Origin of the sequence: Vibrio sinensis (assembly GCF_003605645.1) — a bacterium.
GTDB lineage: Bacteria > Pseudomonadota > Gammaproteobacteria > Enterobacterales > Vibrionaceae > Vibrio > Vibrio sinensis.
Genome location: NZ_QVMU01000001.1, coordinates 330,521 through 346,941, shown reverse-complemented (window position 1 = coordinate 346,941; position 16,421 = coordinate 330,521). Strand labels below are relative to the sequence as shown.

Annotated in this window: 17 protein-coding genes; 9 read left to right on the top strand and 8 right to left on the bottom strand. The window is 42.5% G+C overall.

Annotated features, from left to right (window positions below; genetic code table 11):
• The first annotated feature begins 78 nt into the window (after nucleotides 1–78).
• Nucleotides 79–453, top strand: coding sequence for a cystatin domain-containing protein (locus tag DZ860_RS01350; RefSeq protein ID WP_120029113.1), 375 nt, complete (start codon nucleotides 79–81; stop codon nucleotides 451–453).
• A gap of 117 nt (nucleotides 454–570) precedes the next feature.
• Here the strand turns inward: DZ860_RS01350 and DZ860_RS01345 are convergent, their stop codons facing one another.
• Complete coding sequence (locus tag DZ860_RS01345; RefSeq protein WP_120029112.1) at nucleotides 571–771, bottom strand: restriction endonuclease subunit S; 201 nt, start codon at nucleotides 769–771, stop codon at nucleotides 571–573.
• A gap of 559 nt (nucleotides 772–1,330) precedes the next feature.
• Between DZ860_RS01345 and DZ860_RS01340 the strand changes: the two genes are divergently transcribed.
• The 7 genes from DZ860_RS01340 (at nucleotide 1,331) to DZ860_RS24350 (ending at nucleotide 8,583) form a co-directional block, all read left to right on the top strand.
• The gene (locus tag DZ860_RS01340) at nucleotides 1,331–2,287 is read left to right on the top strand and encodes an AAA family ATPase (RefSeq protein ID WP_120029111.1); all 957 of its coding nucleotides are present in this window, start codon (nucleotides 1,331–1,333) and stop codon (nucleotides 2,285–2,287) included.
• A gap of 10 nt (nucleotides 2,288–2,297) precedes the next feature.
• Nucleotides 2,298–3,251, top strand: coding sequence for a DUF58 domain-containing protein (locus tag DZ860_RS01335; protein WP_120029110.1), 954 nt, complete (start codon nucleotides 2,298–2,300; stop codon nucleotides 3,249–3,251).
• Nucleotides 3,235–3,708, top strand: a complete 474-nt coding sequence (locus tag DZ860_RS01330; RefSeq protein WP_120029109.1) for a DUF4381 domain-containing protein — start codon at nucleotides 3,235–3,237, stop codon at nucleotides 3,706–3,708. Before DZ860_RS01335 ends, DZ860_RS01330 begins: the two co-directional genes overlap by 17 nt.
• A complete protein-coding gene (locus tag DZ860_RS01325; RefSeq protein WP_120029108.1) occupies nucleotides 3,701–4,669 on the top strand; it encodes a vWA domain-containing protein in 969 nt (322 codons plus the stop codon). The genes DZ860_RS01330 and DZ860_RS01325 overlap by 8 nt, the downstream gene beginning before the upstream one ends.
• The gene (locus DZ860_RS01320) at nucleotides 4,662–6,614 is read left to right on the top strand and encodes a VWA domain-containing protein (protein ID WP_120029107.1); all 1,953 of its coding nucleotides are present in this window, start codon (nucleotides 4,662–4,664) and stop codon (nucleotides 6,612–6,614) included. Before DZ860_RS01325 ends, DZ860_RS01320 begins: the two co-directional genes overlap by 8 nt.
• Nucleotides 6,615–6,730: 116 nt before the next feature.
• Nucleotides 6,731–8,350, top strand: a complete 1,620-nt coding sequence (locus DZ860_RS01315; protein WP_207890577.1) for a BatD family protein — start codon at nucleotides 6,731–6,733, stop codon at nucleotides 8,348–8,350.
• 65 nt (nucleotides 8,351–8,415) lie between these two features.
• Nucleotides 8,416–8,583 (top strand): hypothetical protein, encoded by a 168-nt coding sequence (locus DZ860_RS24350; protein WP_165862825.1) that lies wholly within the window; start codon nucleotides 8,416–8,418, stop codon nucleotides 8,581–8,583.
• 38 nt (nucleotides 8,584–8,621) lie between these two features.
• Here DZ860_RS24350 and DZ860_RS01310 read toward each other — a convergent pair whose 3' ends face one another.
• Nucleotides 8,622–10,754: a GGDEF domain-containing protein gene (locus DZ860_RS01310; protein ID WP_120029106.1), complete on the bottom strand. Its 2,133-nt coding sequence runs from the start codon at nucleotides 10,752–10,754 to the stop codon at nucleotides 8,622–8,624.
• A 303-nt stretch (nucleotides 10,755–11,057) separates the two neighbouring features.
• Between DZ860_RS01310 and DZ860_RS01305 the strand changes: the two genes are divergently transcribed.
• Complete coding sequence (locus DZ860_RS01305; RefSeq protein ID WP_120029105.1) at nucleotides 11,058–11,513, top strand: L,D-transpeptidase family protein; 456 nt, start codon at nucleotides 11,058–11,060, stop codon at nucleotides 11,511–11,513.
• A 51-nt stretch (nucleotides 11,514–11,564) separates the two neighbouring features.
• Here DZ860_RS01305 and yddG read toward each other — a convergent pair whose 3' ends face one another.
• The 6 genes from yddG to DZ860_RS01275 all read right to left on the bottom strand — a co-directional run bounded on the left by yddG (nucleotide 11,565) and on the right by DZ860_RS01275 (nucleotide 16,057).
• Nucleotides 11,565–12,485, bottom strand: coding sequence for an aromatic amino acid DMT transporter YddG (gene yddG / locus DZ860_RS01300; protein ID WP_439333092.1), 921 nt, complete (start codon nucleotides 12,483–12,485; stop codon nucleotides 11,565–11,567).
• 108 nt (nucleotides 12,486–12,593) lie between these two features.
• The gene (locus DZ860_RS01295; protein WP_120029103.1) at nucleotides 12,594–12,992 is read right to left on the bottom strand and encodes an OsmC family protein; all 399 of its coding nucleotides are present in this window, start codon (nucleotides 12,990–12,992) and stop codon (nucleotides 12,594–12,596) included.
• A 10-nt stretch (nucleotides 12,993–13,002) separates the two neighbouring features.
• Nucleotides 13,003–13,983 (bottom strand): Gfo/Idh/MocA family protein, encoded by a 981-nt coding sequence (locus DZ860_RS01290; RefSeq protein WP_120029102.1) that lies wholly within the window; start codon nucleotides 13,981–13,983, stop codon nucleotides 13,003–13,005.
• 3 nt (nucleotides 13,984–13,986) lie between these two features.
• Nucleotides 13,987–14,601: a LysE family translocator gene (locus DZ860_RS01285; protein WP_120029101.1), complete on the bottom strand. Its 615-nt coding sequence runs from the start codon at nucleotides 14,599–14,601 to the stop codon at nucleotides 13,987–13,989.
• Between the two features lie 93 nt (nucleotides 14,602–14,694).
• A complete protein-coding gene (locus tag DZ860_RS01280; protein ID WP_207890590.1) occupies nucleotides 14,695–15,615 on the bottom strand; it encodes a LysR family transcriptional regulator in 921 nt (306 codons plus the stop codon).
• Nucleotides 15,605–16,057, bottom strand: coding sequence for an Lrp/AsnC family transcriptional regulator (locus DZ860_RS01275; RefSeq protein WP_120029099.1), 453 nt, complete (start codon nucleotides 16,055–16,057; stop codon nucleotides 15,605–15,607). Before DZ860_RS01275 ends, DZ860_RS01280 begins: the two co-directional genes overlap by 11 nt.
• Nucleotides 16,058–16,421: the final 364 nt, after the last annotated feature.

Here is a 16,421-nt window from a genome sequence, read left to right as displayed (position 1 = left end):
AACACACAGCGTTCTTTACTACCATTCTCTTTCAAGCAATGTCTTGATTCTCCTTTACGTGTTACTTAGGAATCCTGTATGAAACGACTTATCACCGTATCAATTATCGCTGCTGTTAGCCTTATAGGGTGTGCGAAAAACTCTACCGCTAGCACAGAGACTCCCTCTAAGCGTTCTGCCTATTGCCAAGATCGCAATTTAGCGGGCGGATGGCAAGCATCCAAAATGACCCCTGAAGTTCAAAAAGCCGTTGATACCATGTTGCAACAAATGAACAATAGCTCACCATTAAAATCAATCGATGAAATTCGCACTCAAGTCGTGAGTGGGATGAATTATGCCTTTGAGTTTACGTTGGAAAATGGTGAAGTATGGCATGGCGTGGTATATCGCAATATTCGCGGTGATTACATGGTCGAGCAAGTTGCAGAACAAGGAAAACTGTGCGAGTAACCAGTATTTAGCTTAGACATTCACAGCTTAAACGCTTTAAATGATGAATTGATTGAATAAAAAACCGCCTTTCGGCGGTTTTTTATCGACGCATAATGCATTAGTAAACGCAGTCAATTAATGAACTGGCGTATCTGTTTCTGCGTAGAACTTACCAAAAAACTGCTCTAGCACTTCTGGTGTTAGTTTACCTTCAGCTTCCAGTTTTTTTAATTCTGCTGCAATAGCTTTCTGTTCTTCAATCGATGGAAGCTTAACTTCTGGCTCGTCGCCCATTTGCTGTGTCATTGCTTCGAGTTCTTTTGCGAAGTCACTCATTATACTTACCTTTAAAAGCGAATTATCTTCGCTCAGTTTACCCACATCCTTATGCTGTTTCCAGCATAGTCCATTGCCAAGGCACATCAGTTGCTGCCATTTTGCACAAATCTAAATAAAAGAGCACGTTATCATCGCAACATAAGGTTTCACTATTTGAAACTCTGGTTAACGATCCCCATATGAAGTTTATTCCGGCGTCGATTGAGCTTTCAATCTGTCACCAGAACCTAGAGGTTTACTGACATAACCCTAACTAAGTTATTGTTGTGGGTTTTATAATACCTCGGTATCCCCATCCTACTGAGGTTGCAGCCTTGTTGGCGAGGTTATTCATCCCAATCACATAGTTCATCTATGCTCAGGGAATTTCCTACTTGTCACCGTTGCGCATCTTTAGGTGTCTTGGGGATCGTGCTTAATATTAGCCAATAAAGAAGTACAGCAGTGCAAAACTCAACATTGAGTGTTTTTTCGTCATATAGACTAAGAACCACCAATAATAATGAACTTTTTCACAGCTTTGCTCACTAAGAAAAAAACTAGGAGTAAGCGAATTATGAAGTCCGAAGCACTTCAACGCCTTCAAGCGTATTTGAATTCACAAATCATTGGTCAAGACGAACTGGTTAAGCAACTGCTTGTCGCATTGCTGGCTGATGGACATATTCTTGTCGAAGGACCTCCTGGTCTTGCTAAAACTCGAGCAGTTAAGAGCCTAGCTAACTGTATTGAGGGTGACTTTCATCGTATTCAATTCACACCAGACCTGTTACCAGCCGACTTAACTGGTACTGATATTTTCCGTGCTGAGAGTGGCGAATTCACGTTCCAACCAGGTCCGATTTTCAATTCGCTCATTTTGGCGGATGAAATCAACCGCGCACCAGCAAAAGTTCAAGCCGCTATGCTGGAAGCTATGGCTGAGAAACAAATAACCGCAGGCCGAAAAACCTACCCGTTACCTGAGTTATTTTTAGTTATGGCAACTCAAAACCCGATTGAGCAAGAAGGGACTTACCCACTGCCAGAAGCGCAACTTGACCGCTTCCTGTTGCATCTTGATGTGGATTACCCTGATGCTCAAAGCGAATTAGAGATCCTTAGACTTAACCGTGGTGAAGCAAAAGGTGAAGAACAAGCAACGCCTCCACGCCTTTCTCAAGCGGATATTTTTGCTGCACGACAAGATGTACTTAATATCCACATGGCAGAAAGTATCGAGCAATATATCATTCGACTCATTATGGCGACTCGTCAGCCTGAGCAATATGATCAAACCCTCGCTAATTGGATAGAGCTGGGCGTCAGCCCTCGTGCAACCATCGCACTTGACCGTTGTGCTCGTGCCCATGCATGGTTATCTGGTCGTGACTTTGTTTCACCTGAAGATGTACAAATTATGGCATTCCCTGTACTACGACACCGCATCTTAATGAGTTACCAAGCTCAAGCTGAGGGAATCAAGCCAAATCAAGTTGTCGAACATTTACTTTCGTTAGTCGGTAGCGCTTAAGGCAAGAGTTATGGATTTAAGCACCTCTAAACACTTTGATGGGGTTCATCTGTCACTAGATGAGCTGATTTATTACAAGCAACAAAGTGTCAGTTGGCTACCGCCAGCTAAGAGTTTGTGGTCACAAATGTTAGGGCAACATCAAAGCCGCCAGCTTGGCCGAGGAATGGACTTTACTGAAGTTCGTCAATACCAAGCTGGTGATGATGTGCGCAGCATAGACTGGCGCGTCACCGCGCGTACCGGTAAACCACATACTAAATTGTTTACTGAAGAACGGGAAAAACCCGTGATCCTATATCTCGATATGGGCAGAAGCATGTACTTTGGTTCAACTCTCATGTTGAAGTCCGTCTTAATGGCCCATATGGCAAGTCTTATTGCTTGGCTTTCTGTCGCCCAACAAGACCGCATTGGAGCCGTGATTGACACAGGGCATGAATTAATCGAACTCAAACCGACCAGTCGTAACAAAGGGCCTTTGAGCCTGATACAAACACTGGTACATCGGCATGAGATAAACATTTCACAGCCTCAGAATAGTCAGTTCCACACCGGTCAACCCTCGGACATCAGTACCGCTCTTTTGGCACTGAATCGTTTGTGCCCTAAAGGCAGTGAAATTGTAATGCTTAGTGACTTTGTTCGATTTACGCCAGAGCACCAAACATTACTAACACGGTTACGCCAGCACAATCGCGTAAGAATGATTCATATCTCAGACCCACTTGAACAAGGCCAGACTCACTATCGTGGCGTAGAACAAGTGTCTAACCATCACCAAACTCAGTGGCTAAACTTCGCATCGCGAAAAGCCCGTAATGAAATCGAACATGCGTTTGCAGTGAAGCAAAATGCGTTACAAGAGCTTGCCCATTCACTTGGCATTAGCTTTGCGTCACTCTCCAGTGGCCAACCATTATTACAACAATTACATGGATATAAGCATGACCACAACTTCTGATTCTTCGTTACTGCCTCTAAAAGCGATGCAACTACCTGATGCGCCATCTTGGTTACCTCTAGCATGGGGCTGGTGGGCTTCTGCGGGTGTCATTCTCGTCGTGATTCTTAGTGTGATACTGATTATCAAACTGCGTAAAAAGCGTATGGCTCCTAAAAAAGCCGCGCTTCGACTGATTCAAAACGAAAATCGTCCAGCCGCTGCCATCGAATTGGTTCGTCAAGCTGCTTTATGTTATTTCCCTCGAGAAGAAATTGCACAATTGACTGGCGCTGGATGGTATCAATTTTTAGATCAACAAATAGCGTCGCCATTATTTGTTAACAATGCCGACGAATGGCAAGCCGTCTTATATTCAAAAACACCCGTTTCAAATTCACAGCAGTTGATTGAACACTGTTATCAATGGGTTGACGAAGCATTGCCACCTAAAAAACGGAGCAAGAACATTGGCTAATATTGAGTTTGTTTGGTGGTGGATGTGGCTACTTAGCCCATTGCCACTTTTGGTGCGTTTTCTACTTCCACCAGCGAAACAATCCTCCCCTATTTATCTGCCTTATCTACCCAATACTGGCGTACAAAGTGCACCTAAAAACATCGTATCCAAAATATTGGCTACGTTACTTTGGCTTTCTCTTATTTGTGCTGCTGCTCGACCAGTCTGGTTTGGTGAACCGGTAACAACTCAGCCAAAACATCGTGATTTGATGTTGGTTGTCGATTTATCGTATTCAATGAGTAAAGAAGACATGGCGGTCAATGATGACTACACAGATCGCTTAACTGCAGTAAAAAAAGTATTAAGTGACTTTATAGAGCGTCGTGAGGGGGACCGTCTTGGTTTAGTTTTGTTTGCCGATCACGCTTACCTACAAACACCGCTCACACTGGATAGAAAAACTATTTCACAGCAGCTAAACCAAGCCGTATTGCGCTTAATTGGTACAAATACTGCCATTGGTGAGGGTATTGGCCTTGCGACAAAAACATTTGTCGATAGTGATGCGCCTCAGCGAGTCATGATTCTGTTGAGTGACGGCAGTAATACTTCCGGTGTGCTTGACCCGATTGAAGCAGCAAAAATAGCCAAAAAATACAATGCAACAATTTATACCGTTGGCGTTGGTGCTGGTGAAATGATGGTTAAAGAGTTCTTCATGACTCGTAAAGTTAATACCGCCCAAGACCTTGATGAGAAAACCCTCATGGAGATAGCCAAGATCACAGGTGGACAATATTTTCGAGCTCGCGATAGTAAAGAACTGGCTACCATCTACGATACGATCAATCAACTAGAACCCATTAGCACGGCAACGCAAACTTGGCGTCCTCAAATAGAATGGTTTGGTTATCCATTATCACTCATGTTAATCAGCGGCGTGTTACTTGTGATTATTCGGAGAAATTATGTCTGAATTTATGTTCCTAAAACCGCTATGGTTGCTTGCAATAGTCCCATTGTCTTTGATGCTACTGTGGCTTCAACGCCGCACACATCATCAAACACTCATTGCGCCTCATCTGGCCAAGATCATGGGCATGCAACAGAAGAAAAGTAGCAATATGCGTCTAGCCTTGATTGGAGTTTGTGCCACGATCGCGATTGTTGCATTAGCTGGGCCTAGTTTTGAAAAAAGTGAGCGTCCTGCTTTTAGCGAAGCGAGTGCAAGAGTGGTCGTGATGGATATGTCCCTCTCTATGTACGCGACTGATCTTTCACCAAACCGCTTAACTCAAGCGAAATACAAAGTCACTGATCTACTCAAAGGCTGGAAAGAGGGTGAAACGGGAATGGTGGCCTACGCTGGCGACGCTTACACCATTAGTCCGATGACTAGTGATACCAACACTATCCTTAACCTGTTACCAAGCTTATCTCCAGAGATAATGCCCTACCCCGGCGCAAATGCGGCAAAAGGGGTCGAGCTTGCAGTGAAAATGATGCAAAACACTGGACTCGCAAGTGGCAATATCATTTTAATCAGTGATGATATCGATCAACAAGAGATGGATGATATTGAACAGGCTCTAGCAGGTACGTCATGGCATCTTGATATCTTAGGTGTTGGGACGCGTGCTGGCGCGCCAATTCAGCTCAACGATGGCTCATTATTGAAAACCGCAAATGGACAAACCGTTGTCGCGAAAGCGAATTTCAATAACATGGAAACGTTGGCGAAAAAAGTTGATGGCTTTTTTACCCCAATCCAAATCAATAATAGTGATGTCGCCGCTCTACTAGCTCAAACTCAAAGCGAGCAGAAGACAACGAAAGGAACGTCAAAACAAACTCTTTCTGAGCCAGTTAATAACGGTTATTGGTTAGTGTTGCTATTAATTATTCCGGCTCTACTGATGTTTCGTAAAGGCATCTTATTTAGTCTGTTTTTTGCAACACTTCCGGTGCTCCACTCACCTGATGCACAGGCAAACCCTTGGCTGACTGACGATCAACAGGCTTACGAAAATTTTCAGGCTAAAAAGTTTTCTGAAGCAAGCGCTCAATTCAAAAATCCAGAATGGAAAGGGATAGCCCAGTACCAAAACGGACAATTTGAACAAGCTATCAGCAGCCTAAGTGGTATTGAAACTGCCAGTGGAAAATACAACCTTGCCAATGCTTATGCTCAAGCAGGTGAATTGGAAAAAGCTGTCGAGCTTTATAAGCAGTCTCTGAGCATGAACCCAAACAATACAGATGCTCAAACTAACTTAGATCTAGTCAATGAAGCGCTCAAGCAACAGCAACAGCAACAAAAGCCTGCTGCAAAGCAAAACTCACAACAATCAAATTCTGACTCGCAAAAAAATGACAGCGATTCGAATGATAAAAACGCGGATAACAAGCAACAAGGCTCTGGCGGTGAGCAAAATCAACAGAATTCTTCCAAATCTCAATCGCAGCAGCAAGCGCAAGACGGAGAGTCTAAAGGTTCTACATCTCAAGATGAGTCCTCTCCACCATCTCCTCAGCAGTCGCAAACTGACCAAGACAAAAATGGTGAGGTTAAACGAGGAGAAGAACAGCAAAATAATGAGCAGCAAACACAAGCTGATTTAGATAAGCAAGTATCAAAGGACTCAAAACCTCAAGATAGCCATACGCAATCCGGCCAAGAGGAGTCAGGCCAAACTGAATCAGTTCAAGCAAAGTCATCACAGCAGAAACAACGCGATGATAAAACAGAGAAAGGCATAAATGGGCATGAACAAGCTGACAATCAACAAACGATTGATCCACAGCTGCGTAAACTTGAGCAAGTTGAAAGTGCTCGCGATCCTAGCCGACTTCTCAGAGCCCAATTAGTATTGCAAGCTCAACAAAAGCAAGCGCCAGAAAACAATGGCAAGCAGTGGTAACGTGAATAGTCGTCAACAACAAAGTGTTCGTTTGAGCCAGACGTCATCATAAGACAATCACCATAAACAGACCATCATAAAACAGTGTAGAAATAGGCATTAAAATGGTAACGAAAATGCGCCGAATGATTAATTTATACAGTGTACTCACGCTGACGTTAGCCCTCATTAGCCCTGCGGTGATGGCAACGACGATTTTAGCCAGTGTAAGTAAAAACAAAGTCGCAAAAAATGAAGTTTTCCAACTACGAATTGTCGCGGATGAAAAAGCATCATCTGATGATATTGATTTTAGCGTATTACAAAAAGACTTCTATCTCGGTAGACCGAGCTTTGGTAGTTCTATCAATATCATCAATGGTGATCGCTCTGTGCGCAGTGAATGGAATATTTCGCTTGCGGCGCAGTCTCTTGGGCAAGTCACGATCCCTGCATTTAAGCTAAATGGTGCGAGTTCTCAGCCGATATCAATACAAGTTACAGCAGATAAGAACCAGCCGAAATCGGATGACTTAGTACAAGTGTACAACGAGCTCAGCCGCACGAACCTTTATCCGAACGAAAGCGCCTATCTGAAGACTCGACTTATCATTAAAGCCGATCCTCGCCGCCTACAAGATCCAAAAGTGATCCCGCCACATGTTGAGGGGATATCCATTGCTCAACAAGGTGAACCTAAACAATATCAAAGTGTTCTTGATGGTATGGAAGTCACTGTTTTAGACCAAACATACTTAATCACTGCTGATGCTCCAGGGAATTACACATTAACGGGATCGGCTTTCAAAGGCAGCGTTGTCTATGCCGACAACCAAACTGGTGTAACCAGCCTCATTCCTGTCAATACGACACCTGAAAAATTCACGATTACTGTAAACAAAAAACCAGAGGACTATCAAGGAGCTTGGCTTCCAACTGACAAACTGACACTAACCCAAGAATGGCGTGATAGTAGCGGTCATATCGTTGAAACGAAGAGCTTAAAAACTAAGGTCGGCGACTCATTAACACGTGAGTTGAGCTTAGAAATTAATGGCCTAAATGCTGAACGTTATCCAAATATCACCATCAACTACCCCGATAGTGTGCGTGTCTACGCTGAAAAACCTCAGTTTACACAATTGGAGAACGGCAACACCCTGATGAAAGTGAAACAGGTGCTGATCCCTCAAAAAGAGGGAACATTCGAGTTAAACTCCGTCAAGCTAAATTGGTGGAACAGTAAACTGAAGAAACAGCAAAGCTCACAACTCACTGGGCTCACGATTGAGGTTGGCCCAGGTGATGTCATTAATGCGCCAAGCAATATTGCACCTCCAGCACCAACAGAAACCGTCGTAGTTAAAGATGCGGGGTATTGGCCTTATTTGACTGGCGGTTTTGCCCTATTATGGGTACTTACGCTCATTTATGCAGTGCGCAAACCGAATGTGAATCAAGCTAGTACACCGACTTCAAATACAAAATTGAGTTCACACGCACAGCAACTTCACCAAGCGATCACGCATGGGGATATCATTCAGACTCAGTATTGCGCTGCACAATGGTTACGTAATCGCCAAATTAGCGAAGAAATGCGAACTGAAATCGAATCAGAACTGAACAAAATGCAAGAAAATCACTATTCTATAAAAGAAAGTGAGTGGAGTTCGACAAAACTGCTTAAACTTATTAAAAAAGCGGATAGAATATCGCGTTCGAAAATGAGTGATACACCAACACTACCCAAATTGTAGTTGGTAAGCACAATGGCCTTTCACCTTCGGTAGTTTTGACCGTGATAACCAGCGTTGGAGGTATGATGTCTGCCATAAAAAAAATTGAACAGAGCGCACTGTATGTCATTCTCTACTTTAATGGTGAACGGATTGTTCCATTAGAGGTATGGGCTGATAGTCGCCAAGAAGCGATTGAAGCTCTTCGTGAGATCGGATTTAACTCTCGAGATATTTTTTCAATTACGCCATAACATAAAAAAAGTAGCCTAAGGCTACTTTTTTTGTATCGTCACGTTGTCAATATGAGTTCCGGATCGGTGTTGACGCAGTAACTCATTACCTGATTGCGACCTTGATGTTTAGCTTTATACAATGCCTTATCTGCATAGTTATAAAGTAAGTCGAAGTTAAAATCTGTCGGCAGCAATTCTAATAACGTATAACCGACAGATACGGTAACAACCGATGCTGTATCACTTTCAGCATGCTCTATCGCTTCATCTTCAATGCTGGTGCGAATACGTTCTGAGAGGGTCAACATTTGTTCCGACGAATGATTGATGATTAATAACGCAAATTCTTCGCCACCAATTCGACAGAAAGCATCATTTACGCTTTTTGCATGAAAACTTAAGAGCTTTCCAATACGCTTTAAGACCTGATCCCCTTGCATATGGCCGTAGTGGTTATTGTAAAAACCAAAATGATCAATATCGACGAGAATCAAACCGTAATTCGTGGCTATCGGCTTAGGGTTCATTTGGATATCAGCCAATAACGATTCAAGCATACGTCGGTTCCCTAGCCGGGTTAATGGATCAATTTTAGACATCACTTCAAGTTGTTCATTGGCTTTTTGTAGATCGCGTGTACGAGCTTTAACGTCTTCCTCTAAAGTTTCATTCATTGTGAGAACGGCCTCTTGCGCTCGTGTGCGAAGCAACACTTCAGTTAGGTTTGACGCAAACATTTTTATCACTTCACGCAATTGCTGCGTTAAGGGAGAACGGCGAATCAGGTTATCTGCTGCAATAAATGCTATGGGATTACCACGACTGCTCGTTAGCATGGTCATTGCTGTCCAGCCAAACCCGACAATATGACAATCATGATAGATCGGCACTGATTCTTCAAAGACCACTTCATTTGGGTTAGCACGAGCCGCATTTACAATAGGACGGTCATGGGTTTCAGAACGATAATAAGATTCATCCACAACATTACCTTGTATATCCGTCCCCCACGAACCTTGCATATATGAACACTCTTCGTCGGTTAAAAAGACCGCTAATCTGTCAATACCGAGATGATTGATAGCAAAGGTAACCGCTGATTTACAGACATCTCGTACGGTTATACAGCGTGATAATTCAACCATGCTAGCATGCAGCATTCTCACGTTTTGTTCCTGACGTTTGCGGATATAAATTTGAGAAAGTAATGACCCAAATGACTCCAGCATCTGTTGTTCATAAAAAGTGATTTTTGCGCGATTAATGTAATTATCTATTGCTATCCAACCTATGATTTCATCACCATCACGCAAAATGAGCATGCCATTCCAACCTTGACCGATCACTTTTCCGGCAGTATAGAGTGGCGCATCTTCAACAATGATTAATCCCTCTTTACCATCAAAAAGTGCATCAATGTAAGTTTCTTCTAGCTGGTGTAAATCATACTGTGTGTGATGTTCACTGATCGTGGTCCCCTTTTCATCTGTCCCATATGTCCCACTAAAACAACGTTTTTTAAGATCAAGTAACATAAAAACAGCGCGATCAAATCTGAGCCGATCTCGAATCGCTTCTACCGCCATTTTGTGTAACTCATCTAGGTTGCTAGGGTTTGATATTTCAATCGCCACTTTATGGACTAACTTCATGTTATCTATAAAACGTTCACGCTGTTGAATAACGTCTAAGTACTTTGCTTCTTTAATATCTCTTTGCTTAAACTCTTTGGACGCATCACTTTCAGCCCGAACGCACTGCCAACGCGCTGCAAATATTTGCAAGATATCTAATGTTTTATCCTGACTCACTGTTTGTAGCCGCTCAGAATTCACATTTTCAAACACGATGTAGGTTCGTTTTTCAGGATGATTATCGATCATAAATACGTAGGTATTGGTATCAATGACCAAATCATAGTCCCATTGAAAATTGTTCATTGCGAGAGGAATTAGGCCGTCAGAAGTATCAAACTGGGCAACCCACGTCCAGAACGTTTGAGGATAATGGGCTAACTCTGTTGGCACTCCGCTATGGAACAAAGCAGTTTGACCTTGATGGCGAGACTGCGAAAAAAACACCATAGCCTCAGGTTCAATTAATTCGTAAGCGCATTTAAATAGCAAGTCCGCAAGAAAACCATGATTTCTCGCAGCCATGATATTTTTAAGTAATTCACGCGAAAACATTCAACCTAGACCTTATATTATAATTTTGCGTTATAAAATTATCAGCTCACCTCAGGCAATCAAACAAAAGATAGATGGCACGTTAACCCACTCGCATATCAGGTTAAATAACACTCAATTACATGAAACAAACAGCATTTTATTGATCCCATTTCCAAAATGACTTTAAGCGTATTGGCATTTACCCCACAAAAGTCTTCAAGATTATGAAACTTAGGCCATACTTAAATTCACACTGTAGTTGTATTAGAATCCACAAAAAAAAGAACAGAGAACACCGTGATAAGAATACTTGTTTTGGCTATGGGCGTTATATTTACCAATCAGTGTGTGGCTGATATTGATATTATTAAGGTAGATAAATCTAAACGTCGAATGTATCTAATGGATGATAATCGAGTGGTTCGCGAGTTTCGCATTGCCTTAGGTAAGCAACCTCGTGGGCACAAAGTTCGAGAAGGGGATCAGCGAACTCCTGAAGGACGTTACTATCTCGATTTTATTATGGATGATTCTGAATTTTACCGATCAATACATATCAGTTACCCAAATGAATTAGATAAAAGCTATGCTCAGCGTCTCAATGTTAGCCCAGGCGGCAATATAAAGATCCATGGGATTCGTTTAGACGAAAAACTATCGCAATCCTATATTCAGAGTTTTGATTGGACGGATGGGTGTATCGCGATCACCAATGCTGAAATGGATGAACTACTTCAACTGGTTAAAGTAGGCACTCCCATTGACATCCATTGGTGATTTTCTACCTAATGACTTTAGGTATTAACTTTTGAGACTTTCTGTTGAAAATCATCGTTCGCTTTGTTGAATAGCATCATCATTTTGAGTGGGGCCTTTCTCTCGAGTGACCCACCAACAAAGCAATGATCCAATGGTGACAAGTACCACTCCTTGAATAAAGCTTTGAGTTAACACAACCCCCAAAATCAACGAAGAGATAAACGTTGAGAGAATAGGTGTAAAATAAGACAGAGTGGCTAATAACATCATGTTTCCACCGATAATTGCGTAGTTCCACAGTGCGTAACCACTGCCCATAAAAATACCCGCAATCAGTAACATTCCGCTCGCTTGCCAAGTTAACGTCATCGGTGGCTCATGGCTCAATGCATACTTAATCCATAGAGAAATAGCGGTCATAATAAAAAACAAGGTTATTGCATTTTGTCCACCAGACATGCGCTTGGTTAAATTGCAATATATTGCCCATAATATTGCGCCAAACGCCGCCATAAAATAAGTCACGGGGTTGGTGGCGACATTCGCAGAGATCTGCTCAATCGAAAGCCCTGAATCACCAGTGATGCTCCATGTCACGCCAAAAAATGCGATAGCGATACTTGGATAGACCAATAAATTGGTTTTTTTCTTACTCAAAAGTACGGCAAACAGAACCGTCAACGCTGGCCATAAATAGTTGATAACCAGCATTTCTAACATTTGTTGACGATCATTCGCCATAGCTAGCGCCAAGGCAAAACACATTTCATAAGCCACAAACAACCCACCACCAATAACAACATAACGTAATGAGTAATTTTTTAGCTTAGGTACCCCCATGACCAACACAAGAAACAGTGCCGCTACACTATAGATTGCAGCAACACCACCAACCGGCCCTAACATTTCAGCCACGCTGCGAGTAAATCCAGCGACACAACTCCAAAGCAAGATAGCCGCAACACCAGCAATGGTAAAACGATGACTTATAAACACGCGAGTCTCTCTCGAAAATAATTTAAAATGAGTTAACACCAAAAGAAGTTATAAAAAAACCGGGCCATAGCCCGGTTACATCACATTCAGTTAGTGTCCAGACTAAACAATTGCCCAACTGTGCGTCATTTCAACGCCTTTACCCAGCATTAAGCACACTGAGCAATATTTTTCTAAAGAGTCTGCTGTCACTTTTTCAACCGCACTCTCATCAAGGTTGATCCCCGACACTTCAAAATGAATATTCACATGAGTGAAAATTCGAGGGGCGGTTTCACGACGCTCGGTTGTTAACTTCGCAACACAACCCGTGACTTGTTGGCCGGCTTCTTTTAATCCATCAACCACATCAACAGAGCTGCAACCACCAGCCGCCATCAATACCATCTCCATTGGGCTCGGAGCCGTCGCACCACCACTGCCATCCATCACAATAGAATGACCTGATTGGGACTGACCTAAAAACTTAAAACCATCGACCCATTTCACTTCAGCTTGCATTACTTTCTCTCTATCTTTCGTCGCTAGGGAAAATAACCCCTGTCTGACGACGTATTTCTGTTAATAACTCTGCAACGATTAACGAGCGTTGCATATACACACCATCAATTCGCTGCTGTTTAAACTGTTGTGCAAAAAACTCAGCTTCATAGAACATTGGGTTGGTATTCTGTGCAACGGTCAAATCAACACGCTTTCCGCTACGAGTGACTTTTGTCAGCGTTTTTCCCGTGGCGATCATATCCATGAGCAATGCGCCCTCTTCACCTTGAAATTCACTGGCAAGATACGAGTTGCTGGTTTTTGAATGCTGCAATACGACATCAAACCCATCATAACCCAGTAGTACACTACCACAACCATCCACACCTGAATCAAGCAGCTGAGCTTGCGCTCTCACAGTCTGCGGCTTGCCAAATAACTCGACCGCAGCACCTAGACAATAAAAACCTATGTCCATAATAGATCCATTGGCAAACTCAGGATTAAACGTATTCGGATTCTCCCCCGCTAAATATTTAGGATAGCGTGAAGAATATTGGCAGTAAGAGATAAATGCTGCTCGCATTGGCCCTATTTGTTCCATCTGCGATTTGAGCATTCGAAAATTTGGCGAATGTGGTGACATAAATGCTTCAAACAAGATGACATTGTTTTGCTCAGCGACGGCAAACATTTGTTTTGCCAGCGCGTAATTAGCCGCCATCGGTTTTTCACAAATGACATGTTTCCCTGCCTGCATCATTTGAATCGCTTGTGGTGCATGTAAAGAGTTCGGGCTGGCGATATACACAACGTCAACATCTTCACATTTGGCCAGCGCTTCTAAATCATCAAATAGTTGTGGTGAGTCATATTTGTCAGCAAAGACTCTCGCACTTTCAATATGTCGAGAGTACACCGCCACTAACTGATATTCTTCACTTTGCAAAGCTGCATCAATGAACTGATCGGTAATCCAGTTGGTACCAATTACTGCTAATCTAATCATTCTTTACACCGTCATCACTACACGTAAAGCCAACAGGATCAATACAGCTCCAGATAGCCTATCTATAAGCTGAGCTCGGCTGCGTATTTTATCAATCAACCGAGGACTCGATAATAAAAACGTAATTAATGAGTACCATAACCCATCCACCACTAAAGGAGTAAGGACTATAATAGATTTACTGGCAAATGTATCACCTACGGCAACAAACTGGCTAAATAGAGCAATAAAAAACAGAGAGATTTTTGGACTCAATAACGAGATAAACAAGCCTTCTTTCGCTGATTGCCAAATGCTGGTTTCTTCGCCGGATTCTAATTTAGCTGCCACCCCTCCTTTTGAACGCAATGCGTTGTAACCAAGGTAGGCGAGATAAGCAGCACCTGCATAACTAATGCTTTTAAATAGCAGTGGTGATTGTTGTAAAACTACCGCTAATCCTATTAGGGTAATAAAAGCATAGACCCCAATACCAAATGCGTGCGCCCATGCGGTCGCTAGGCCATGTTTTCGCCCACTAGCAAGACTATGTTTCGCGATTATCGCGAGGCTTGGCCCCGGTGACATGGCACCGAGTAAGCATACAGCAAAAAGAGAGAGCCAAATTGTGAACGTCATTATTTAGGGATCCATTACTTAAATTTTGAGAGTATCAAAATAAACTGCTATAGCCATGAAATGAAATTGAAGTTTATCATACCCATTATGATTTCAAATCATACCAATTGAATAACTCGAGGTCTGCAGTGCATAGAGGAGTTGAGAACGCATCCATTGATGAGCTTTATCGTTGTCGTATTTCGGATGCCAGAGCAGCCAATACTGTTGGAATGGCGTATCAAACGGCAGCGAATAATGAATCAAATCAGCGTTTTTTGCTAAGTTAATTGCGATATGTTCAGGAACGACCATTAAGTAATCGCCGGACAATAATGCATTCACTGCGGCAGAAAAAAACGGCACTTTTAGTCCAATCCGACGGGTAAACCCCTCAGATCGCAACGCGAGGTCAACATTAGTGTCTTTATCACCTCCGCCAGTCACTTTCACGTGAGGATATCGCACCAAATCTTCGCAGCTTAACGAACGCTTTTGATTAAGTGGATGATCCTTGCGCATCAAGCAAAATGACTTATCTTGTCCAATCTTAATACTCGTTACATTGGCGGGCTTATCGGCCAGCATAGTCGATGCTAGATGAATTCCAGATTCATGAAATTGATCTAAAAACTCAGGCTGCCAGAGCCGATATGCGAGGTTCACTAAAGGAGCCTGCTGGGTAATCACACACGCAACATCTGGAATAATATACTGCGCAACATAGTCGCTTGATGAAATGACAAACTCCTGCTGCCAAGTTTGAGGATCGAACGGTTTTTCATTCAATATCTGATCAAATTCGCCTAAAAGAATATTGAGTTTCGTTTGAATAGCGATGGCTCTAGGCGTTGGCACCAGTCGGTTTCCCGCCCTAACTAACAAAGGGTCTGCACATAGTTCTCGTAATTGAGCAAGTTGACGGCTGACCGCAGACTGTGTCAGATGTAGACGCTCCGCCGCACGACTAACATGGCATTCTTCAAGCAATACATGCAATGAACGTAATAGGTTTAAATTAAGATTATTTAACATCATTAAGCGTATTAAAAAACTCCGTCAAAACAGTGTGCGTCATTAACTGGTGCAACTCAGGAATCAATTGCAGTTCATCTCGAATCTGGTTTAGCCGATTCATACTAGGAGCTTCAACATACAGCATCATATCCGTTTCGCCACTGATGGCGTGGCACCATTTTACTCCATCGATCTTATATATAGCCTGTGCGTAAGACTCACAATGTTGTGTTGAACTAGATGTATCAAATTTCAGTGCCAAATACGCTTTAATCGGATCTTTATTCTCCGGTTTAGCCAAACTCGCGTGATAACCCAAAATGATACGTTCCTGCTCAAGTTTTTGAATTCTTGCTGTCACGGCTGAGCGTGATAAATTGACTTGGCGTGCGATCTCGCTTACCGAGGATCGCGCATTATGTTTGAGTATTTCGACAATTTCACAATCAAACTTATCCATGTAACTTCCCTCTATCTCTGGATAATCCGTTATTTATGTAACTTGTTTCTACAACTATTCTTTCTGCGCCACTTGTTTTTTACGTAAAGTCGTCCATTGAAAACCATCTAAATCGCTGCAGACGCTTGAGGATAACTCAATGAACATATTATTAAGTAAATTGAATAGTAATCCATGTTACCTCAATTTTTGCGTATATACCCATGTCACGTAATTAGTTGTTACTTAAGCCTTATTTATTTTTCCCGTAGTAAATACGATGTCACTTTGCCGGGAAATTAATGAGATTACCGTCATAGTGTCGTCAAACTTAGACGAATTACGGGCTGATTGCTGCAGCTCATTTCTGTAAGCTATCAAAACG